The following is a 22,761-nucleotide window of genomic DNA, read 5'->3' as shown; positions in this document are numbered from 1 at the left end:
CCGATGAAGTTCGACACGCCCGCCACGACCAATCCGATCGACCAGCTGAAGGTGGTCGGCAAGCCCACCGACCGCATCGACGGTCCGCTGAAGACCACCGGGACCGCGCCCTACGCCTATGAGCGCCACGACGCCCTGACCGGCGTCGCCTACGGCTACATCCTGGGCTCGGCGATCGCCAAGGGCCGGATCACGGCCATGGACCTCAGCCGCGCCAAGGCCGCGCCCGGGGTGTTGGCCATCGTTACGGCGCAGAACGCCGGAAAGCTGACCAAGGGCGACTTCAACACCGCCGACCTGTTGGGCGGGCCGGAGATCCAGCACTACCACCAGGCCGTCGCAGTCGTGGTCGCCGAGACCTTCGAGCAGGCCCGCGCGGCCGCCGCCCTGATCAAGGTCGACTACGCCCGCGCGCCAGGCGCCTTCGACCTGGCCTCGGCCAAGGACGGCGCGCCGCCCGTCGGCAAGAGCAATCCCGACACCGCGATCGGCGACTTCGACAAGGCCTTCGCCGAGGCGCCGGTCAAGCTGGACCAGACCTACACGACCCCCGACCAGGCCCACGCCATGATGGAGCCGCACGCGACCATCGCCGCCTGGCAGGGCGACAAGCTGACGGTCTGGACCGCCAACCAGATGGTCGCCTGGGGTCGTGGCGACGTCGCCAAGACCCTGGGGATCCCGAAGGACAAGGTCCGCCTGGTTTCGCCCTATATCGGCGGCGGCTTCGGCGGGAAGCTGTTCGTGCGGGCCGACGCGATCATGGCCGCCCTGGGGGCCAAGGCCGCCGGGCGTCCGGTCAAGGTCGCCCTGCAGCGGCCGCTGATGTTCAACAACACCACCCACCGTCCGGCCACCATCCAGCGCATCCGGATCGGCGCGACGCGCGAGGGCAGGATCACCGCCATCGGCCATGAGAGCTGGTCGGGCGACCTGCCCGGCGGCGGCCCCGAGACGGCCACCCAGCAGACGCGGCTGCTCTACGCCGGCGCCAACCGCATGATGAAGATGAAGCTGGCGACGCTGGACCTGCCCGAAGGCAACGCCATGCGCGCGCCGGGCGAGGCGCCGGGCCTGATGGCGCTGGAGGTGGCGATCGACGAACTGGCCGAGACGCTGGCCATGGATCCGATCGAGCTTCGCGTCCTCAACGACACCCAGGTCGATCCGGAAAAGCCCGGCCGCCCCTTCTCGCAGCGCCAGCTGGTCGAATGCCTGCGCACCGGCGCCGACCGGTTCGGCTGGGCCCAGCGCGACCCGCGTCCGGGCCAGGTCCGTGACGGCCGCTGGCTGGTCGGCCTGGGCGTGGCGGCGGCGTTCCGCAACAACCTGGTCATGAAGTCGGCCGCTCGCGTGCGGCTGGAGACCACCGGCCAGATCGTGGTCGAGACCGACATGACCGACATCGGCACCGGCAGCTACACGATCATCGCCCAGACCGCCGCCGAGATGATGGGCGTGCCGCTGCGCCAGGTGACGGTGAAGCTGGGCGACTCGACCTTCCCGGTCTCGGCCGGCTCGGGCGGTCAGTGGGGCGCCAACAGCGCGACGGCCGGCGTCTACGCGGCCTGCGTCAAGCTGCGCGAGGCGGTGGCGACGAAGCTGGGCCTAGATCCGGCGACCGCCGCGTTCTCGGACGGCCGCGTCAAGGTCGGCAACCAGAGCCTGCCCCTGGCCCAGGCCGCGTCCGCCGGACCGGTCGTCGCCGAGGACATCATGGAGTATGGCGACCTCGCCAGGACCCATCAGCAGTCGACCTTCGGCGGCCATTTCGTCGAGGTGGCGGTCGACAGCGCCACCGCCGAAATCCGCATCCGCCGGATGCTGGCGGTCTGCGCGGCCGGCCGGATCCTCAACCCGAAGTCCGCCCGCAGCCAGGTGATCGGGGCGATGACCATGGGGGTCGGCGCGGCCCTGATGGAGGAACTGGTCGTCGACAAGCGGCTGGGTTTCTTCGTCAACCACGACCTGGCCGGCTACGAGGTGCCGGTCCACGCCGACATCCCGCACCAGGAGGTGATCTTCCTGGACGAGACCGACCCGATGTCCTCGCCGATGAAGGCCAAGGGCGTGGGCGAGCTGGGCATCTGCGGGGTTGGCGCGGCGGTGGCCAACGCCATCTACAACGCCACCGGCGTGCGGGTGCGCGACTATCCGGTCACGCTGGACAAGCTGCTGGAGAAGATGCCGACCCTGGCCTAGTCCGCGACCAGCTTCCCCGCCGGCGGCACGCGGACGATGAAGTGGCCCTTCACGCCCTCGGGCCACTGGCGGTAGGGCACCACGCCCTCGGCGCTGGCGGCGTAGGCGACCGCGTAGTCCAATATGGCTCGCGCGGCCTCCGGCGTCGGCTCGAACCGGCCCAGCACATAGCCGATCTTGCCCGGAGCCCGCAGGTGTATCGAGCAGTGCTGGGTGCAGTTGAACAGACAGGGCATCTCCTGGATCGCCACGCCGGTTCCGGGCGCGATCTCGCGCAGCGCCGCCGCCAGCAGCGACCCGCCGCGCACGCCGTCCGGCGTCTCGCGCTCCTCGGCGGAGAAGCGGCAGGTGTTGCAGACGACCACCGCCGCCGCGTCGTCGGCCTCGCGCAGGACGGTCAAGAGAAACTCCCTGAATACATGCCCCGCCGGTAGGCGGCGTCCGCTCCGGGAGTCAAGCTTACTTCGGCAGGGAGAGCCGGTAGACCAGCACCAGATTGTCGTTGTCGCCGGTCCCGGTCTCGCCATGCAGCGAGGCGTCGAAGTCCTGGCCGTTGACGTGGCCCTTGCCCGTGGCGAAGTCGTTGTCCGAGCCCACCAGCAGGAAGACGTCGCCGGTCTTGTCGAAGGCCGAGCCGATGGCCATGGCCTCGATCTTCTCGGGCAGGCTGGTCGGGGTCGACGGCTCGACCGACAGGTCGATCCCGAACCGACCCAGTTGGACGGGATTGAGGATGTTGACCAGCTCGGCCTGGGCGGCCGGCTTGATGTCGGGGTTCAGGAGGCCGTCCTTGGCGATCGGCTTGGCGGCCTGCTCGTACGGCGTGCCGGCCAGGTTGGTGGCGCCCGCCAGATCGACCAGCAGGATGCTCTTGTAGACCGGGGCGTTGGCCGTGCCCTTGCCACGCCCATTGCCGTCGCGGGCCAGGACCAGCAGGCGCGTGTCGCTCAGCGCCACGGCTTCGGACTGGGCGGCGGCGACATCGGCCGGCTGGCCGTCGCCGGCTTCGCGCACGGTGGGCAGCTGCAGGACATAGTGGCCGATCGGGGCCTTGGGCAGCTTGGTTTGGCTGATGTCATAGACCAGCACGCGGGTGTTGTTGCGGGTGGCGGCGCTGGCGCCCTGGTCCTGCATGGTCGCGCTCTGCAGCACGGCGATCAGGCGTTTGCCGTCCGGGCTGATGGTCAGCGCCTCCAGGCCCTGGTTGTTGCGGCGGCCCTGGTCCGGCGCCTTCTCGGCCCCGAAGTTCAGGACGCCCTTCTTCATCGGCAGCAATGCCGGAACGGTCTGGATCGCGCCCGTCAGCTTGCCCATCCGGTCGAACAGGTAGATCCCCGCCGCGTACTCGTCCGAGACATAGAAGCGCCCGTCAGAAAGATAGGCGATCGCCTCGCTGTCCAGGCTGAGCTTGCCCGCCCCCTCGCCGCTCACGGGCGACGGATAGCGGACCCCGCCGCGCTCGACGACGTTCGCGCCCGGGTCCATGCCGGTGAACGGCTGGCCGGTCTGGTCCTTCAGCAGGAAGCCGCCGGTCGGGGTGATCGTCAGGCCCTTGCCGGGAACCAGCCGGATGGCGTGCTGGTGGACGCGGTTGGCGTAGTCGGTCGTGCTCTTGAACGGCCCGACATTGTTGGGCCCGCGGTCCGGCAGGGTGCGCAGGGTCCCGGCGTATGAGCCATCGGCGTTCCGCTTCCAGTCCGACAGCGCCATGCTCGAGAACGAGCCCAGGGTCTCGCCCGCGAAGTCGCGCGTCGCCGCCGGCACCCAGCCCACGGCGACCAGGCCGTGGTTGACATAGGTCTTGCCGCCAAACTGGACCGTGACATCGCCCGGCGTCTTGTCCCAGTGCGGCGTCGTGTAGGTCGCGCTCTGGGCGGAAGCTCCGGCCGCCAGGGCCAGGGCGGCGAGACCCGCGACGATTCCGGCGAGGCGACGGCGCGGCATGTAGGCTCCTTGAAGGATGCTGAGTGTTCCTTGGACTTCGCGGCTCATAGGGAGGGACTGCGTAGGTTTCGTGACATTCAGCGTCATGTGAATGAAGCGGAACTGTCATCGACATGTGGAATAGACGCGGCGCTCACAAACGAACGGCGCCCTGACGCGAATCTGCGAGGCGCTCGATATCGGGGGATATCCGCATGCTGCTCAGATCCGCCAGCGCGGTGGCCATCGCCGCCTGCCTCATGCTCGCCGGCCAAGCCCAGGCCGCCGACGCGCCGGCGCCGGCCGACAACACCGAACTGGACGCCGTCGTCATCGTCGGCAGCGGCCAGACCCGGTCGGTCTCGACCCTCGTCCCGTCCAGCCTGGAAACCCTGCCGCCGGGGACCAGCGTGCAGAAGGCCCTGAACTTCCTACCGGGCGTCAGCGCCCAGTCGATCGACGCCCTGGGCGTCAACGAACAGTCGCTGTCGCTGCAGGTGCGCGGCTTCAACACCACCCACCTGGGCTACAGCCTGGACGGCATGCCGCTGGGTGACGGCGCCTACAACAACTACAACGGCCTGACGATCAGCCGCGCGCTGATCTCCGAGAACCTGGGCCGCGCCGACCTGGCGACCGGCATCGCGGGCCTGGGCATCCCCTCGACCAGCAACCTGGGCGGCGCGCTGATCTATGTGTCCAGCGACCCGAAGAAGGACATGGGCCTGTCGGTCAGCCAAAGCTTCGGCAGCGAGGACACCTACCGCACGTTCCTGCGTTTCGACACCGGCGAGCACAACGGCTGGTCGGCCTATCTGTCGGGCCACTACGCCCAACAGGACCTGTTCGTGAACCAGCCGGCCTACAACAAGTCGACCGGCAAGCAGTTCAACGGCAAGGTCACCTACAAGGGCGAGCGCGGCCAGCTGACCGCCTTCGTCGATCTGTCGCGCACCAACCAGGCCGATGACGCCTATCTGTCCAAGGACATGCTGAACCGCCTGGGCTGGGACTGGGGCGGCTACGCGCCGAATTGGGACGCCTATGTCAGCCGCGCGGCCTGCTCGGTGGCGTCGCTGGCCTCCAAGTGCGTGACCTCGACCGCGCCCGAGAAGCTGGCCGACGTCACCTTCACCAACGGCCAGATCCTGCGTAACGACGACCTGTTCTACATCGCCGGCGATTTCGACGTGACGTCGACGTTGAAGACCCACCTGCAGGTCTATCGCCACACCGACAAGGGCGCGGGCAACAACTTCATCACCGGCCTGTCGAACCAGGGCACGACCGACACCTCGGACGACCTGCCCGTCCAGATCCGCGACACCCGCTACACGATCGAGCGCGACGGCGTGGTCGCCAGCGTCGCCTGGACCGTGGGCTTCAACCACATCCAGGCCGGCCTGTGGCTGGAGCAGAACACCAGCAGCGCCGCGCGCTACATCTGGACCAACGTCACCGGCCCCTTCAGCCTGGCCCAATATCTGGACGGCCAGCCGAACACCGCCCAGTGGGTGCAAAAGACCGACTGGAACACCCAGCAGTTCTACGTGCAGGACACCATCACCCTGCTGAACGATGCGCTGAGCATCGACTTCGGCTTCAAGAGCACCAACGCCAAGTCGAACGCCCGCGCCCTGCCCGGCATCGCCAAGGCCGCCGCGGCGGCGTCCACCCAGTTCGCCACCGGCTCGCTGAAGGCCTCGGACAGCTTCCTGCCGGAAGCCGGCGTGCGCTGGCGGATCGCCCAGGGCCACGAGGTGTTCGCCAGCTACGCCGAGAACATGGCCATGTTCCAGGGCGGCTTCAAACTGGGCCCGCAATCGGTGTCGCAGGCCGTCTGGGACGCCCAAGGCCGATACCTGAAGCCCGAGACCTCCAAGAGCTTCGACGCCGGCTACCGCTATGTCGGCGACAAGGTGCAGCTGTCGGTCTCGGCCTACGAGGTCGACTTCAACAACCGCCTGCTGCAGTACAACCCCTGCCCGACCAACCAGCAGCAGAACCCCGGCTGCGGCAACTCCTTCCACAACGCCGGCAGCGTCACCAGCAAGGGCGCCGAGATCGGCGTGCTGTGGAAGCCGCTGTCGTGGCTGAACTGGTACAATTCGGCCTCGTACAACAAGTCGACCTACGATGAAGACCTGAACTGGTGCACGACCACCTGCGTGATCAAGCAGACCAAGGGCAAGCAGCAGGTCGACACGCCCAAGCAGATGTTCGCCAGCGTGCTGACCCTGAAACAGGGCGGCTTCTCTGCCTCGCTGCAGGGCAAGTATACGGGCCGCCGCTACTACACCTACACCAACGACCAGAGCTTCGCCGGCGTCACCCTGTTCGACCTGGGCCTGGCCTACCGCTTTGACAGCGCCAGCTTCATGAAGGGCGCCAAGGCGTCGCTGAACGTCACCAACCTGACCAACAAGCGCTACGCCTCGAACTTCGACAGCAGCGTCTTCGCGCCGGACGACGCCACCGGGAGCATCCTGGTGTTCCACGCCTCGGCCCCGCGCCAGGTGTTCGGCACGCTCAGCTTCGAGTTCTAGGCGTCCAAATCACGTGTCATCCCGGCCGTAGCGCAGCGGAGAGCCGGGACCCAGGGGCGGCCGCACTGCGCTTGGCCCCTGGGCCCCGGATAGCCTCTTCGAGGCTTCCGGGATGACATGTGAGGGGCGTTCCTACTTCATCTCCATCAGCGCCCGCGTGACGCCGTTGGTCCAGCCGAAGCCGTCCTGGGTGGGATACTCCCCGCCTCCGCCGGCCTTTGCTTCCTCGACGTCGTATTTCTCAAGCATCTTGCCGCTGGCCTTGTATTCACGCGTCACCGTGGCCAGCCAACGCTTGGCGATCTCGGCCGCCAGGGCGTCCTCGCCATAGCGGCGCAGGCCCGACACGGCCACCCACTGCAAGGGCGCCCAGCCGTTGGGCGTGTCCCACTGCTGGCCGGTGCGGACCGTGGTGGTGCGCAGGCCGCCGGGGGCCAGCAGTTCGTCCCAGGCCTTCTGGGCCACGACATGGGCCTTGTGCTCGTCGGTCGCGCCGACGAACAATGGATAGAAGGTCGCCGCGCTGAGATGGTCCAGGCGCTGCCCCGTCGTCCACTGGTAGTCCAGATAGGCGCCCTTGGCCGCGTCCCAGAGATAGAAGTCGATCGCCTCGGCCCGCGCGGTGGCCCGGCCTTCGAACTCGCGCACGCAGTCGGCGTCGGCCAGCTGGGCGCAGCCGGCCGAAATCGCCTTTTCCAGGCCGAACATCAGGCTGTTGAGGTCCACGGGGACGATCGAGGTGGTCTGGATCGTGGCCAGGCTCCGCCCGTCGGCCATCCAGCGCGACGAGAAGTCCCAGCCGCTCTCGGCCCCGGCCCGCAGGTCGCGGAACACCTCGGCCGGCGACCGCTGGCTCTTGGCCGCCGTCTCGAGGTCTTCGCGATACGACTCGTCGCGCGGCGTGGCGCGGTCGTCCCAATAGCGGTTCAGCACGCCGCCGTCGGCCATGGCCACCACGCGGCGATGAGCCTCGCCCGGCTTGAGGTCGTCGCTCCCGTCCATCCAGAAGGCGTGCTCGCGGCGCATGAGGTCGACCCGCGCCTTGATCGTCTTGGGATCGGTGGCGGCGGACAGACCGACCATGGCGTAAAAGAACGGCGGCTGCGAGCGGCTGAGATAGTAGGTACGGGCGCCGTTGGGGATATGGCCGTAGGTCTCGATCAGGCCGCCGAAATCGTCGATCATGTTGTCCACGAGATCGTCGCGTCCGTCGGCCTTCAGGCCCAGCATCGTGAAGTAGCTGTCCCAATAGTAGATTTCGCGGAAGCGCCCGCCGGGCACGACGAAGGGCTTGGCCATGGCCAGGGCCGAACCGCCGGCCACGGGCTTTACGGGCGGCCGGGTCAGGTGCGGCCACAGGCCGGCGATGTGAGCCTTGAGCGCCGTACGCTTGGCTGTCGGCTTCGGCGCCGCGCCCGCCTGCGGCACGATGAAGTTGGCGCGCACGAAGCGCTTCAGTTCGGCGTCGCTGAACCGGGCGTGGGCGCGGTAGTCGGCCATGATCTTGGCCGGCGCGCGTCGGGGAACCGCGTCGACGAAGGTCTTGCCGTCCGGGAAGATCCGCCGGGTCTGAACCTGGTGGAACAGCTCCTGATAGGTGTCCGCCGGCGTCGGGACCTTCGCCGCGTCCTCCGCCCGAGCGGCCGAAGCCAGGGTCAGGGCGGCGAGCGTCGCGGCGAACAGGCGGACCATGGGACACCTCAAACTCAACCAAGCTTCATCAACCGTCTCCCCGGCCAACGTTTACGCGCGAAGCGTGACCGTGGCGCCGGGGAGATCGGAATATTGAGCTATATACTAAAAGTTGTAACCCACCGACAACCGCACTGACCGGCCCAGGATCGGGCGAGCGTTGGCGCCGCTGGTGGAACGCGGATCCCCCTCGGTCAGCCCATGGCTGTTCGTCAGATTGTCGGCCGCGACCTGGACGCTGAAGTCGCCGACGTTGAAGATCGCCCCCAGATCCACCTTGGTGTAGCCGTTGAGTTTCTGGGTGTTGGCGTTGTCGCCCCAGCGATCGTCGACGGCGCTGACCGTGCCATAGAGGGTGGTCGCCACCTGGCCCAGCCGCACGTCGTAGCTGGGCGTGAAGCGGATCTGCCAGTTGGGCTGGCGCTGGGCGCTGTTGCCCTTGTTGGCCGCGATCGAGGACGTCTTGATCTCGGTCTTCTGCAGCGTGCCGTTCAGGGACAGCGACAAGCCGAAGTCCGAGCGCCAGCGGCCGTCCAGCTCGATGCCGCGCGCCTTGTTGGAATTGGTCTCCAGCGTGCCGCCGACGTCGGCGAACTTGGCCCCGTCGAAGCTGTTGGCGAAGCCGGTGGCGTACAGCTCGAACGGCCCCGAGCGCAGTTTGTAGCCCAGCTCGTACTGCTTGACGCTGAGGGTGTCGGTCAGGTTTTCGCGGAAGTTGTCGAAGCTGGGGAACTTGAAGCCCTTGGAATAGCGGGCGAACACGCCGGACATCTCGTTCAGGTCATAGTTCAGGCCGACCGTGTACGAGGTCTTTGACTGACTGTAGTCGGTCGTCCTCAGCGCAAGGCCGTCCGGATAGCCATTGCCGTCGTCGACCACGTAGTCGGTCTCGAACTTCTCGCGGCGCACGCCGACGTCCAGGCGCAGCGGCTCGATGATCTGCCAGGAGTCGGCCAGGTAGAAGGCGTTGACCTTGCCGTCGCCGTTCGAGGTCAAGCCGTAGGCCCAGCAGCCCGAGCCGCTGCCCGCCGTCGCCAGGTTGGCGCAGCTGACATTGGCCGCCAGGTAGTCGCCGTTGGCCTTGACCTGCATGGGCTTGAAGTTGCCGATGGTCCAGAAGTCGTCCGACGAGAAGCTGGAGGCGTAATAGCCGGCCGAGATCGAGTGGCCGCCGATCGTCTTGTTGACGCTGAAGTCGTTGACGAAGGCCTCGATGTCCTTCTCGACGATCCACGCGCCCCAGTTCTGGACGTAGTCGCCGCTGCCCAGGGTCGTCCCGCCGCGCGTGCGGACCGGCCCGCCGATCACCGAGGCGACCGAGCTGGCCGTCACCGCGCCGCCGTCGGGCACCAGGCCGTAGGTGTCGGCGTCGCCCTTGGTGAAGCTGAAGCGGTCGCGCACCGTCCAACCGTCGCCGAACTCGTGCTCGAAGCTGCCGCCCGCCACATAACCCTTCCAGCCCCGACCATGGGCCAGGTCGAAGTCGCGAGTGCGGCCATCGGCGTTGACCTGCAGGGTCTGCTGGCGCGACAGCTCGCCCAGCTGGGTGTACTCGCCCTTGTCGACGCCCGGCACATTGATCGCGAACGGCAGGTACCAGGCCCCGTGGTCGTCGGTGAAGCGGGCGTAGAAGTTGACCTTGCCGCGCTCCAGCCGCTTGGTCAGGTTAACCGTGAACTGCTGGCCCTTCTCGCTGTCGAACTGGGTGTCGCGGATCCCGGGCGAGCGGGTCACGTAGCCGCCAGCCATGAAGAAGAGGTCGTCGGCCAGCTTGCCGCTGACCACGCCGTCGACCCGGCGCAGGCCGTAGTCGGAGGTGGTGGCCTTGACCAGGCCCTTGGTCTCCTCGCCGCCCTCCTTGAGCATGAAGTTGGTCGTCAGGCCCGGCTGGCCGTTCGAGAAGATCGGGTTGGGCCCGCCGCGCAGGGCCTCCATCCGCGAGATCGTCTCGTCGACGCGGAAGATCGACGAGTTCTCCAGGAACGACAGGGTCGAGGGCGGATAGATCGGCGAGCCCTGCAGCTGGATGGTCAGGAACTCGGCGTCGCCGGTGGCTGGAAAGCCGCGCACGAAGACGTTGGCGCCGGCCACCCCGCCCGAGGTCTCGACCCAGACGCCGGGGACCAGGCTCAGCAGCTCGGCGCTGCTCTTGGGCGAGGCCTTCAGGATGTCCTGTGCGTTGACGGTGGTGACCGCGAAGCTGGCCGACAGCTTGTCGATGCCCGCGCCGCCGGGGGTGCCGACGACGATCACTTCCTCGACCTGCGCGGGTTCTTCCGGACGACTTTGCTCTACGGCCGTGGCGGGCGCGGCGGCCTGGCCGGCGGCGCTGGCGCTGACCAGCAGAGGGCGCTCGCGGATGGCGTAGACGCCGCTGGCGGTGGGCTGGACCATCAGGTTCGAACCGGCCAGCAGGCGCGAGAGACCCTCGTCCGCCGTGAACGCGCCCTTCAGCCGCGGCGCGCGCTTACCTCGCGCCAGACTCTCGTCAAAGGCCAGTTGCCTGCCCGAGGCCTGGCCGAAGGCGCGCAGGGCGCCGGCCAGGTCCTGGGCCGGAATATCGAAGCTCTGCTCGCCGCGCGCCTGCGCCTGGACAACGCCCGGCGCGGCCAGAGCCACCAGCACGGCCGCCGAGGCGCCCAGCAGCCAGGGTTGCTTGGAAGACTTGCTCATACGTCCCTCCCTCGCGCCGCTTGTTCTGTCGTCTCGGCGCTTTTCGGTAAGTGAGACGCCTCACTCTCCCGAGGACACACCACCGTCGGTCAAGTTTTTTGGCTGGCGCTGGAACGCGCGCAGGACGGTCTCGCCGCCCTGCCCGCTGACGGCGCGGACGGGCAACACCGCCGTGACGCCGTCGATGAAGGCGCGGGTGTCGCCCGATGTGAAGACGCCGCTGATCCGCAGATTGGCCACCGTCGGATCGCCGATCCGCAGCTTGTCGCGGGCGTAGCGGTTGACCCGCTCGACGGCCAGGCTCATGGGCTCGTCCTGGAACACCAGCTGCCCGGTCTCCCAGGCGCCGGCGCGGGCGGAATCGGTGGGGGCGACCGAGGCCGCCTCGGAATGGATCTGGGCGACCAGCTCGTGATCGGGCGTCAGCGCCTTCTCGGTCGGCGCGCCGTTCACGCGCAGCAGCGGCGGCGGACGCCCCTTGGCGCCCTCCCCGTCCAGCACGGCGACATGGCCCTCGTACAGCACGACCCGCATCTGGTCGGCGACGCGCTCGACACTGAAGGTCGTGCCGGTGGCCACCACCAGCTTGCCCCCGGCCGCGACAGAGAACGGCCGTAGCGGATCCTTTGCCACGGCGAACTTGGCGCGCCCCTGCTCCAGCCACAGCCGCCGCCGGTCGCCGTCGTAGCGGACCTTCAGCACGGTGTCGGCGTCCAGCGAGGCGCGCGAGCCGTCGGCCAACTCGACGATCCGCCGCTCGCCCTCGGTGGTGCGATAGACGTCCGGCAGGCTGGCACGCCAGGTCAGGACACCGCCCAGGGCCACGGCCGCGACCACCGCCGCGGCGGCGCTCCAGACGGCCAGGCGACGGCCGGGCTTGCGGCTCCATTGTCGGTGCTGAGCGCGGCGCAGGTCGTTCAGCGCCTCGCCGCGCAAGGCAATCATGCCGGGCAGCGACGCTTGCTGGTCCACCGCCCGCCAGGCGGCGACGGCGTCGTCCAGCAGTTCGCGATGGACCGGATCGGCGGCGAACCAGGCGTCCAGGGCCTGCTGCTCGGCGGGCGACAGATCTCCCTCCGACAGGCGCACGCACCATTCGGCGGCGGCGTCCGCGGCGAGATCCAGCTTGTTGTCGAACATCTCGTCCATTGGGTCGCTCATGGGCTCGCCCTCAGGCGTCGCGTCAGGTGGCCCATGGCCTTGAGGATGTGTTTTTGCACGCCGCTGGTCGTCATGCCGTACAGCGTGGCGAGCTCGGCCTGCTTCATGCCTTCCAGGCGATAGAGCAGGAAGATCGCCCGCGTGCGCTCGGGCAGTTCGCGCAGAATCCGCGACACCTCGCCCAGATCTTCGCGCGCCTGCAGGATGCGGGCCGGATCCAGCGGCTCCAGGTCGACGGGATCGCCGGCCGCCAGCGTGGCGCGGTAATTGGCCCGCACCCGCTCACGCCGCTGGCGATCGCGCAACAGGTTGGCGGCCATCTGAAAGATGTAGGCGTCGGCGTTGGCCATGCCCGGGTCCTCGACCCGCGCCAGCTTGGCGAACAGCTCCTGGGTCATGTCCTCGGCGTCGCCGTGGCTGGCCGCCCGGCGCATGAAGAAGGCCATCAGCGCTGGCCTGTAGCGCCGATCCAGACCTCGCAGATCGTGTGGCTTCTGCTGCCCCACGGCTTTCCTCATGACTGCTCTCGACAGTCATGACGCACATCGCCCCGTCACGCACACCATCGAGACGAAGATTTTTCGGCGGGACGCATCGACGCCCGGCGCGGGCCCGCCTAAACCGGCCGCCTGTCCAGGAGCTCCGCCATGGCCGTCACCGTCTATCACAACCCCAAATGCACCACCTCGGCCAAGACGGTCGCCCTGCTGCAGGAGGCGGGGCTGAACCCGGTGGTGGTCGAGTACCTGAAGACCGGATGGACCCGCGAGCAGTTGCTGGACCTGGTCAAGCGCTCCGACACCGACCTGAGGGGCCTGCTTCGCGAGCGCGGCACGCCCGCCGAGGACCTGGGCCTGCTGAAGCCGGACGCCACCGAGGGGGCGATCCTGGCGGCGATGGTCGCGCATCCGATCCTGGTCAATCGCCCGATCGTCGACGGTCCGAAGGGCGTGGTCCTGGCGCGGCCGATCGAAAAGGCTCTGACCGTCGCCTAACCGACATTCATCCGCCCACGGATGCTGTCGTAAAACTGTCTTCGATCTGTGACAAAAGCCCGGGCATCGGTCCGGCATGTTGCCCCCGTCACCGGACGACACAGGATTTTGACGACATGAACAAGCTCATCGGCGCGGTCGCCACCGTCGCCTTGCTCGCCGTCGCCGACCAGGCTCACGCGGCCCGCGACTATGTCTGGGCCGCTGGCTCCTCGACCGTGTTCCCCTTCTCGACCCGCGTCGCCGAGAACTTCTCGAAGAAGACCGGCAAGAAGTCGCCGAAGGTGGAAAGCCTGGGCACGGGCGGCGGCATCAAGATGTTCTGCGGCGGCACGGGCGAGAAGTTCCCCGACATCGCCAACGCCTCGCGCCCGATGAAGAAGTCCGAATTCCAGGCCTGCCAGAAGGCCGGCGTGAAGGACATCGTCGAGCTCAAGATCGGCTTCGACGGCATCGTCGTGGCGGTCGACAAGCAGGGCCCGGACTTCAACTTCAAGCTCGAGCAGCTGTACCTGGGCCTGGCCGACCAGAGCCTGCGCGGCGGCCAGATCGTCAAGCAACCCTACAAGAACTGGAACGAGGTCGGCCAAGGCCTGCCCAAGGCCCGCATCCTGGCCTACGGCCCGCCGCCCACCTCGGGCACCCGTGACGCCTTCGTCGAACTGGCCATGGAAGGCGGCGCCGCCAAGCTGCCGACCCTGGCCAAGCTGAAGGCCGACGACGAGAAGAAGTTCAAGGCCACCGTCTCGCCGATGCGCACCGACGGCGGCTGGGTCGACGCCGGCGAGAACGACAACGCCATCGTCGGCACGATCGAGAAGACCCCGAACGCCCTGGGCGTGTTCGGCTTCTCGTTCCTGGAAGAGAACGCCTCGCGCATCAAGGGCGCCTCGGTCAACGGCGTGAAGCCGACCCCGGCGACCATCGCCAGCGGCCAGTATCCGCTGTCGCGCTCGCTGTACATCTACGTGAAGAAGTCCCAGGTCGGCGTGACGCCGGGCCTGAAGGAATTCGTCACCGAGTTCGTCTCGGACGCCGCGACGGGTCGTGGCGGCTACCTGCAAGGCCGCGGCCTGATCCCGCTGCCCCCGGCCCAGCACCAGGCGATGAAGGGCAAGGCGGGCGCCCTGCCGGCCATGCCCGCGCCGAAGGAATAAGAGACCCTTCCGCGCTTTGAGTTCGGAGAAGGCGGTGGTCTCGACCACCGCCTTTTTCTATGCCGGTTTCTCCCAGGGCGGCGCGTCGGGCCCGTACTCCTCGAAGGCCACGCGGACGCCAGGGTCATCGTCCAGGCAGCTGGCAGCGATGGCCAGGATGCGGCCGCTGTCCGGATCGCCCAGCGACGTGCCGCAGCGTCGGCAGAAGCTGCGGTTGAACCGCATGGGCGGCCTGGGCTGGTAGCGAACCACGAGGTCCCTGCCCGCCAGCCAGTGAAACGCCTCGGCCCGGACATAGGCGTAGACGCCGGATCCGGCCTTGCGGCAGCGCGAGCAGTGGCAGGTTCCCATCATCAGCGGCGGCTCGAACAGCTCGAACCGCACGCCGCCGCAGCAACAGCTTCCCTTGATCGTCAATACGCAGCTCCTTGAACCTCCAAGGAAACTGCGCCCGCCCTGCCGCCAGCTTGGTGGCAGCAGGCTGTGGATGGATGCTCGCGCCCTCTCCTTCTCCCCTTGCGGGAGAAGGGAAGACTTTACTGCGCCCGCGAGGTCATCCCCGCCGCGGCCGCGTCGTCGGCGACCTGGGGATCCAGGTCCTTGGACGTCGCCACGGCCGGTTCGGGCTTGGGCGCGGCCACGGGATCGGCGGGCGCCGGCGCGGAGATCTCGATCTTGCGCGGGGCGGGCCGAGGGGCGGCCGGCGCGGCGTCCATGGCCTCGATCGCCGCGTCATCGGCGGCGGTCGCGATCGCGATCGGATGGCTTTCGTACTCGTCCTGGCTGGGGGTGAGGAACGCCATGGCGCCGAACGCCGACAGCACGCCGACGACGAAGCCCAGCACGATCCAGCCGAACGGATTTCGACGACGCTCGCTCATATGACCAACCTCCCTGCGACGCGAAGACCGATCGCGCCGGCTCTCAGGGTCTAAACGTCGCGACGGGCGCTTGGTTACGCGCGCCAACGGAAAAGGTCAGGTCCCGGACCACGCGCGGACGCGACCGACGTCGACATGGACGAAGCGGCTCTTGGGATAGTAGCCGACGCCGCCCAGCTGCAGCCCCAGAGCCTCGGCCCGGATCTCCTGCAGGGAGATGTCTTCCAAGTAGATGTCCATGGCCTTGCCGTCCATGTGCAGGCTGTGCCGGGCGACCTCGCCGCTGCGTTCGGACAGCATCCGGTTGGTCGCGGGCGAACGATAGCCGGAGATCACCTGGAAGTGCGCCTTGGTCTGGGTCTTCTCGGCGATCTTGCCCAGGATGTCGTAGAGGCCTGGGTCGATCGGGTGGACCTCGTCGTTGCGATAGTCGCGCAGCACGTGGTTCAGGGCCGTGACCGCGTCGGGAACGTACTCGCCGTTCTCCCAGTAGACGGCTTCCAGCTTCTCGTCCGTGTGGATGTTGCGCAGCTTGACCCACTTCGGCTCGACCGCCGGCTGGGCGGCGAAGGTCTCGACTGGAGTCGGTCTCAGACCGACCGGCGGCGCGGCGGGAACCACCGGCGCGTTCGGATGTTTTCCCTGCAGAATAGCGCCGATGATGTCATCGTCGGCGCGTGCGGCGGCCAGCGGAACAAGTCCGGCCCCAACAGCGCTCAGCCCCCACTGAAGCAGCTTACGTCGATGCATGAGTACGCCTTACCCGACACTGAAGTGGCGGCAGGACACCCCATAGACGTTAAGAAAGCAAGCTGAGCCGGGTCAAAGTGCGGCAATCCGCTGCACGAGCTCACGATCCCAGCCATACGGATCCTGGCGGAAGTTGACCTGCCCGTCTGGGGTCACATAGGCCGTCCAATACAGCAAGAAGACCGCGATCTGCTGGGGCAGCTTGGCCCGCACGGTGTCGCCCGAGGCCAGGGTTTCGTCGATCTTTTCGGGCGTCCAGGTCGGATCACCCTCCATCAGCGCCTTGGCCAGCTCGATCGGCTTTTGCAGCCGCACGCAGCCGTGGCTGGCCAGCCGGCTGAAGCTGTCGAACTTCGAGCGGCTGGGCGTGTCGTGCAGATAGACGCCATAGGGATTGTTGAAGTCGAACTTCACCTGCCCCAGGGCCGCCTTGGGGCCGGCCTTCTGCTGAAGACGCGAGCCGCCGTCGCCGGTCGGGATGACGATGAAGTCGTTGCGGCTCAGATAGCCCGGGCTGGCCTTCTCCTTGGGCCACAGCTCCTTGGTGGCGATCGAGGACGGCACGTTCCACGGCGGGTTCAGCACGATCGAATGGATCATAGACGACAGCATCGGCGTCTCGTCGCCGGGACGACCTGTGACCGCGCGCATGGTCAGGGTCGGGGTATCCTGATGGAATACCGACAGGATGGCCGCGGCCACGTTCACCTGGATCCGCTCGGCCGGCAGGGTCTGGGGCAGCCAGCGCCAGCGCTCCATGTTGGCGACGATCTGGTCGATGCGCTGCTCGACGGGCGTGTTCAGCGCCTCGAGCGTCCCCCGGCCGACGACGCCGTCCGGATTGAGGCCAAAGCGCTTCTGGGCCCGCTGCACGGCCTGGATAAGGGTCGCGTCGAAGACCGGCGCGGAGCCGACAACGACCGTCGGATCCTCGGCCGCCAGGCGCGCGGCCAGCGCCGCGATGCGGGGGCCCGTCTCGCCCTCCTTCGGAGCCTCCCCTGTCGGGACCAGCGGCTTCCAACCACCCTTGGCGGCGATGGCGCGGTAGGTCGCCAGGCCCGTGCGCAGGGTCTGGTAACCGGTATAGGGCGGCGGCAGGCTGTCCAGCCAGGCGGCCAGACGGTCCTGCTGGACGGCGGCGACGAAGTCGACCGCCGGATCGTAGGGCGCGGGGCGCAGGCCCCATTCGGTCATGAACGCACTGACGGGCAGGCGGCCGCTGTGCACGGCCTTGGCGTAGGCCAGGGTCAGGCTGATCAGCTGAGCCTGCGTGGTCGCCTTTTCCGGCGCGAAGGTCTTGGTGTCGAAGCCGTGGGTCGAGGCCTCGCCCAGCACGCGGCGCAGAAGCTCGGTCTGGTCGGCGCGCAGTTGGACGGCGGAAAGGTCCGGCTGAACGGGCGCGGGCGCCGCCGGCACGACGGGGACCGCCTGTTGCGGGGTGGTTTTGGCGGCCACGGGCGGACGCTGCGACTGGGCCTGCGCGGGAACCAGGGACAGAAGGCTGATCGCCGCCGCCAGGACGCCGCAGGGTCTCGTAACTCGCATCACCGTCGAAAAGCCCGCCACACACGCGCGGCGCCGGCCGCGTCAAGGATTCCAGATGGCCGTTGAGGCCGCTCGCGTCAACGCGGACAACGGAAGGGGCGAGCCCTACCCTCGCCTCGCGAAGACGTTTTTCAAGAACAGGAACCCGCGAGCCACAGTGTCGGTTTCACTCAAAACGAGGAGCGCGCTCCAGCGCTCGCACGCCGCATCTCCATGGGTGAAAGCTTGCACAAGAAAACGCTCGATCTGTTCCCGATCGGCAATTGCGCGGTCAGCGCCCTGATCGACACCGAAGGCCGGTTCGTCTGGGGCTGCGCGCCGCGCGTCGATTCCGATCCGGTGTTCAGCGCCCTGCTGGACGACGCCGATCCCCAGGGCGACGCGGCCAAGGGCCTTTGGGAGGTCCAGGTAGACCGCCGCGCCGAGGTGCGCCAGGGCTACATCCGCAACACGCCGATCCTGCGCACCGAGATCGCCGACGAGGACGGCGCCCGGATCGAGATCATCGACTTCGCCCCACGCTACCTGCAGTTCGGCCGCACCTTCCGGCCCACCGCCTTCATCCGCCTGATCCGGCCGATCACCGGGGTGGCGCGTGTGACCCTGCGCCTGCGCCCCACGGCCGGCTGGGGGGCCAAGGTCGCCGAGCACACCTCGGGCTCGAACCACATCCGCTACCTGTGCTCGGACATGACCCTGCGCCTCTCCACAGACGCGCCGGTCTCGCACATCCTGGAGGAGCGCCCGTTTCGGCTGGAGCGGCCGATCGCCATGTTCCTGGGCGCGGACGAGGGCTTCGACGCCAATATCGGCGCCACCTGCGAGCGGATGCTGCGCGAGACGGAAGGCTACTGGAAGCACTGGGTGCGCGGCCTGGCCGTGCCGCTGGACTATCAGACGGCGGTGATCCGCGCGGCCATCACTCTGAAGCTGTGCATGCACGAGGAGACCGGGGCCATCGTCGCGGCCTTGACCACCTCGATCCCCGAGCACGCCGACAGCGGCCGCAACTGGGACTACCGCTACTGCTGGCTGCGCGACGCCTATTACGTGGTCCAGGCCCTGAACCGGCTGGGCGCGGTCGACATCCTGGAGAACTATCTGGGCTATCTGCGCAACATCGTCGATCGGGCCGGCGGCGGTCACATCCAGCCGCTGTTCGGGGTGGGCTTCGAGGAGGTGCTGACCGAGCGCTTCGCCCCCGACCTGCCTGGCTATCGCGGCATGGGGCCGGTGCGGGTCGGCAACCAGGCGTTCGAGCACATCCAGAACGACGTCTACGGCCAGATCATCCTGTCGACGGTGCAGGCCTTCTTCGACGAGCGCCTGCTGCGTCCGGCCACGGTCGAGGACTTCGAGGCTCTGGAGCCGGTGGGCGAGCGGGCCTTCCAGCTGCACGACCAGCCCGACGCCAGCCTGTGGGAGTTCCGCGGCCGCGCCAATGTCCACACCTATTCCTCGGCCATGTGCTGGGCGGCCTGCGACCGCCTGGGCAACGCCGCCGAGAAGCTGGGCCTGACCGACAAGGCCGCGCTGTGGAACGGTCGCGCCGCCCAGGTCCGCAAGGTCATCGAGGACCGCGCCTGGAACGCGGAGCTGGGCCGCTTCGCCGCCACCTTCGAGGGTGACGAGCTGGACGCGTCCCTGCTGCAGCTGGTCGACCTGCGCTTCCACAAGCCCGACGATCCGCGCAACGTCGCCACCCTCAAGGCGATCGAGGATGGCCTGCGGCGCGGCGCGTACCTGCTGCGCTACGCCATTCCCGACGACTTCGGCTCGCCGCAGACGGCGTTCAACATCTGCACCTTCTGGCTGATCGAGGCCTTGCACCTGTCGGGCCGCACCGAGGAAGCCCGCGAGCTGTTCGAGGACATGCTGTCGCGCCGCACCGGCGCGGGCCTGCTGTCCGAGGACATCGGCTTCGCCGACGGGGAGCTGTGGGGTAACTATCCGCAGACCTACTCCCTGGTCGGGCTGATCAACTGCGCGGTGCTGCTGAGTCGTCCGTGGACCTCGGTGCGTTAGGCCACGCGCGCCACCGATGTTGCGAACTGGGCAAATTGTGAAATCTCCGCGTTACAACGCGCGGGCAACAGCGCCCTTGGGACATTTCGAAATCGGAGAAGCTCTTTGGTGAGCCGCAAACTGGCCTTGGTCGGTGTTCTCGGCTGCGTCGCGACCGGCGCCGCCCATGCGCAGGAGACCAGGCCGACCGTCCCGACGGCGCCTCAAGCCCCCGCGCAGGTCACGCCCCAGCCCGCGACGAAGGCCGCCACCAAGCCGGCGACCCCGCCAGCCGCTCCCAAGCCCGTGACGCCCGAGGACCTCGACACCGAGGTCGAGGCCGTCACCATCACGGCCAGCGGCAAGCCGTTCGGCGCGGTGCTGGGCGACATCCCGCCGGAAGAGACCTTCAGCGCCGCCGACGTCCGCTCGTTCGGCGTCTCGTCGATCGACGACCTGCTCACCGAATTGACGCCCCAGACCACCAGCGGCCTGGGCGGCGATCCCGTGGTGCTGTTGAACGGCCGGCGCATCTCGGGCCAGGGCGAGATCCGCGACATCCCGACCGAGGCCATCCAGCGGGTCGAGATCCTGCCCGAGGAAGTGGCCCTGAAGTACGGCTACTCGGCCGACCAGAAGGTCGTGAACATCGTGCTGCGCCAGCGCTTCCGCGCCCGGACCGTGGACGCCTCGGTCGGTGGCCCCATGGAGGGCGGCCAGACAAGCGAGCAGTTGAACTGGAGCCAGCTGCGCCTGAACCGTCAGGGCCGCAGCAACCTGGCGATCAAGGTCCAGAACAGCGACCAGCTGCTGGAAAGCGACCGCGACCTGGTCAGCCGCACCAACAGCGGCCTCTACGACTTCACCGGCAACATCGCCCCGCTCGGCGGCGACCTGACCGCGCTCAGCGCCCTGGCCGGCGCGCCGGTGACGGTCGCGGGCGTCCCGGCCTCGGCGGCCAGCGGCGCGCCCGGCCTTTCCGCCTTCCTGCCGAGCGCGAACCAGGCCAACGCCAGCGACATCACCGACTACCGCACCCTGCTGCCCCGCAGCCGGCAGGTGTCGATCAACAGCGTCACCAACCGCTACATCCTCGACAACGTCTCGGCGACGCTGAACCTGGGCGCGACAGCGTCGCAGAGCGACTCGCTGCTGGGCCCGGCCCGCGCGCGCCTGATCATCCCGGCCGCCGACCCTTATTCGCCGTTCGGCCAGGACGTGGCGCTCTTCCGCTATCTGGGCGACCGAGACGCCCTGGGCCAGACCTCGCGCAATCTGTCGGGCCACCTGGGCTTCACCCTGAACCGCGACACCGAGGATCTGCGGCTGTCGCTGACCGGAAACTACGACCACGCGATCAACAAGACGGAGACCGATCGGGGTGTCGACCTCACGGCCGTCCAGAGCCGCCTCACCGCGCTGGACCCGACGCTGAACCCGTTCTCGCCGCTGACCGGTCTTTCTCTCAACACCGATCGGGCGCGCTCGACCACCGACAGCGCCGACCTGCAGTTCGTCGCCAACGGCGCCCTGGCCAAGTTCCGTGCCGGCGATCTCTCCTCGACCCTCAAGCTGGGCGTCAGCGGCTCGCGCCTGGACGGGACCTCGATCCGCTCGGGCGTCGAGAGCGACAGCGAGCAGTCGCGTGGCGACGCCACCGCCCAGGTCAGCTTCGACCTGCCCCTGGCCAGCCGCCGCAAGGGCGTGCGGGCCGGGATCGGCGACCTCTCGACCAACCTGAACCTGGCCGTGCGCCAGGTTTCGGACTTCGGGACCCTGACCACGATCGGCGGCGGCGTGAACTGGTCGCCGGTCAAGCCGGTCAGCTTCATCGTCTCGGCCACCCGCCAGGAGAACGCCCCCAGCCTGGCCCAGCTGGGCAATCCGCTGATCACCACCCCGAACGCCCAGATCTTCGACTATGTGCGCGGCCAGACCGTGGACGTCACGCGGATCAGCGGCGGCAATGCCGACCTGAAGGGCGAAACCCGCAACGTCCTGCGCTTCGGCGCAACCTGGAAGCCCGAGAAGGTCCAGGGCCTGTCGCTGACCGCCAACTACAGCCGGGTGCGGATCGACAATCCGGTCGCCGGCTTCCCGGCCGCCACGGCGGCGGTCGAGGCGGCCTTCCCCGACCGCTTCACCCGCGACGCGGACGGCAACCTGACCCGCATAGACACCCGCGCGGTCAATTTCGCCAAGCGCGAGAGCGAGCAGATCCGCTGGGGCTTCAACTTCTCGCGCCAGATCGGCAAGACCCCGCCCCCACCGGCCGGCGGCTGGCGCGGACGCCAAGGTGGCGACCAGCCGCCCGGCGCCGAGCTGCTGCGCCGCGCGCCCTCGTCTTCGTCTTCTGGCGACAACCGCGGCGGCGACGACAACCGCGCGCCGCAACCGCCTACCGAGACCAGCACCGATCCCAATACCCAGCAGCAGGCCCAGAACCAGACGCCGGCCGCGGGCGACGACGCTCCACGTCCCTCGCCCGGTTTCGGCGGCGACGGCCCGCGTGGCGGCGGCCAGGGCTTCGGCGGTCCCGGCGGCGGCGGACGCGGCTTCGGCGGCGGCTTCGGGGGTCGAGGCGGCGGCGGCAATCCTCGCGCCACGCGCCTGCAGCTCGCGCTGTTCCACACCATCCACCTGAAGGAAAAGGTCACCATCGCCGACGGCGTCCCGACCCTGGACCTGCTGAACGGCGACGTGATCGGCTCGGGCGGCGGCCAGGCCCGCAACGAGGTCGAAGCCCAGGCGGGGATCACGCGCTACGGCCTGGGCGCGCGCCTGTCGGCCAACTGGACCAGCGGCACGCACGTGGCGGCGGGGACCGGCGGCGCGTCGACGGATCTGGACTTCTCCAGCCTGGCGACGGTCAACCTGCGCCTGTTCGCCGACCTGGGCGTGCGGCGTGAGCTTGTCCAGAAGCACCCCATCCTGCGGGGCACGCGCCTGACCCTGTCGGTCAACAACCTGTTCGACCAGCAGCAGACGGTGCGCGACGCCACCGGCGTGACTCCGGTCAACTATCAGCCGGACTACCTGGATCCGCGCGGACGGGTGCTGCAGTTCAGCGTGCGGAAGCTCTTGTTTTAGCCAACCGCCTCCGCCTCCCCGGCGAAAGCCGGGACGGCGGGGTGACGGCGAACTGGACGCCCTGCCTGCCCCTTGGGCATCCGCGCAAAAACCCGTGAGCCTGAGTTGATCGCGGGATCGAACCCGGCCGTTCGGCGTTCTT

At 68.5% G+C, this 22,761-nt stretch carries 16 protein-coding genes and 1 pseudogene; 7 read left to right on the top strand and 10 right to left on the bottom strand.

Features of this window, described 5'->3' with window-relative positions; genetic code table 11:
- The first annotated feature begins 3 nt into the window (after positions 1-3).
- Positions 4-2,202 carry an aldehyde oxidoreductase molybdenum-binding subunit PaoC gene (gene paoC, locus MZV50_RS10550; protein ID WP_252634515.1) on the top strand — a complete coding sequence of 733 codons (2,199 nt, stop codon included), beginning with the start codon at positions 4-6 and terminating at the stop codon, positions 2,200-2,202.
- Here the strand turns inward: paoC and MZV50_RS10545 are convergent.
- Complete coding sequence (locus MZV50_RS10545) at positions 2,199-2,603, bottom strand: DUF1636 domain-containing protein (RefSeq protein ID WP_252634514.1); 405 nt, start codon at positions 2,601-2,603, stop codon at positions 2,199-2,201. The two genes, paoC and MZV50_RS10545, sit on opposite strands and share 4 nt — an antisense overlap.
- A gap of 58 nt (positions 2,604-2,661) precedes the next feature.
- Entirely contained in the window at positions 2,662-4,146 is a 1,485-nt protein-coding gene (locus MZV50_RS10540) for an esterase-like activity of phytase family protein (RefSeq protein ID WP_252634512.1), read from the bottom strand.
- A gap of 194 nt (positions 4,147-4,340) precedes the next feature.
- Between MZV50_RS10540 and MZV50_RS10535 the strand changes: the two genes are divergently transcribed.
- A complete protein-coding gene (locus MZV50_RS10535; RefSeq protein ID WP_252634510.1) occupies positions 4,341-6,671 on the top strand; it encodes a TonB-dependent receptor in 2,331 nt (776 codons plus the stop codon).
- A gap of 8 nt (positions 6,672-6,679) precedes the next feature.
- A pseudogene (locus MZV50_RS10530) lies at positions 6,680-6,794 on the top strand (hypothetical protein).
- Positions 6,795-6,803: 9 nt separating this feature from the next.
- On the opposite strand, the gene treF reads toward MZV50_RS10530, so the two are convergent.
- The 4 genes from treF to MZV50_RS10510 form a co-directional block, all read right to left on the bottom strand.
- On the bottom strand, positions 6,804-8,363 hold the full coding sequence (gene treF, locus MZV50_RS10525; RefSeq protein WP_252634508.1) for an alpha,alpha-trehalase TreF: 1,560 nt from the start codon (positions 8,361-8,363) through the stop codon (positions 6,804-6,806).
- Between the two features lie 105 nt (positions 8,364-8,468).
- On the bottom strand, positions 8,469-11,036 hold the full coding sequence (locus MZV50_RS10520) for a TonB-dependent receptor domain-containing protein (RefSeq protein WP_252634506.1): 2,568 nt from the start codon (positions 11,034-11,036) through the stop codon (positions 8,469-8,471).
- A gap of 60 nt (positions 11,037-11,096) precedes the next feature.
- A complete protein-coding gene (locus tag MZV50_RS10515; protein ID WP_252634505.1) occupies positions 11,097-12,197 on the bottom strand; it encodes a FecR family protein in 1,101 nt (366 codons plus the stop codon).
- Positions 12,194-12,715, bottom strand: coding sequence for an RNA polymerase sigma factor (locus tag MZV50_RS10510; RefSeq protein ID WP_252634504.1), 522 nt, complete (start codon positions 12,713-12,715; stop codon positions 12,194-12,196). The genes MZV50_RS10515 and MZV50_RS10510 overlap by 4 nt, the downstream gene beginning before the upstream one ends.
- Positions 12,716-12,844: 129 nt before the next feature.
- Between MZV50_RS10510 and MZV50_RS10505 the strand changes: the two genes are divergently transcribed.
- Together MZV50_RS10505 and MZV50_RS10500 are read left to right on the top strand one after the other, a co-directional pair.
- Positions 12,845-13,192 carry an arsenate reductase family protein gene (locus MZV50_RS10505; protein ID WP_252634502.1) on the top strand — a complete coding sequence of 116 codons (348 nt, stop codon included), beginning with the start codon at positions 12,845-12,847 and terminating at the stop codon, positions 13,190-13,192.
- Positions 13,193-13,308: 116 nt separating this feature from the next.
- The gene (locus tag MZV50_RS10500) at positions 13,309-14,349 is read left to right on the top strand and encodes a substrate-binding domain-containing protein (protein ID WP_252634500.1); all 1,041 of its coding nucleotides are present in this window, start codon (positions 13,309-13,311) and stop codon (positions 14,347-14,349) included.
- A 57-nt stretch (positions 14,350-14,406) separates the two neighbouring features.
- Here the strand turns inward: MZV50_RS10500 and MZV50_RS10495 are convergent, their stop codons facing one another.
- From MZV50_RS10495 to MZV50_RS10480, 4 genes are all read right to left on the bottom strand, one after another.
- Positions 14,407-14,766, bottom strand: a complete 360-nt coding sequence (locus MZV50_RS10495; RefSeq protein WP_252634499.1) for a GFA family protein — start codon at positions 14,764-14,766, stop codon at positions 14,407-14,409.
- 119 nt (positions 14,767-14,885) lie between these two features.
- Positions 14,886-15,230 (bottom strand): hypothetical protein, encoded by a 345-nt coding sequence (locus MZV50_RS10490; RefSeq protein WP_252634497.1) that lies wholly within the window; start codon positions 15,228-15,230, stop codon positions 14,886-14,888.
- Between the two features lie 96 nt (positions 15,231-15,326).
- A complete protein-coding gene (locus MZV50_RS10485; RefSeq protein WP_252634496.1) occupies positions 15,327-15,980 on the bottom strand; it encodes a DUF882 domain-containing protein in 654 nt (217 codons plus the stop codon).
- Positions 15,981-16,052: 72 nt separating this feature from the next.
- A complete protein-coding gene (locus MZV50_RS10480; RefSeq protein WP_252635221.1) occupies positions 16,053-17,528 on the bottom strand; it encodes a L,D-transpeptidase family protein in 1,476 nt (491 codons plus the stop codon).
- Positions 17,529-17,738: 210 nt separating this feature from the next.
- On the opposite strand from MZV50_RS10480, the gene MZV50_RS10475 reads away from it, so the two are divergent.
- Positions 17,739-19,550: a glycoside hydrolase family 15 protein gene (locus MZV50_RS10475; RefSeq protein WP_252634494.1), complete on the top strand. Its 1,812-nt coding sequence runs from the start codon at positions 17,739-17,741 to the stop codon at positions 19,548-19,550.
- Positions 19,551-19,658: 108 nt separating this feature from the next.
- Positions 19,659-22,619, top strand: coding sequence for a TonB-dependent receptor (locus MZV50_RS10470; protein ID WP_252634492.1), 2,961 nt, complete (start codon positions 19,659-19,661; stop codon positions 22,617-22,619).
- The last annotated feature ends 142 nt before the right edge of the window (positions 22,620-22,761 follow it).

Source organism: Caulobacter segnis, from assembly GCF_023935105.1.
Taxonomy (GTDB): Bacteria; Pseudomonadota; Alphaproteobacteria; order Caulobacterales; family Caulobacteraceae; genus Caulobacter; species Caulobacter segnis_B.
This window is presented reverse-complemented; position numbering and strand designations above follow the sequence as displayed.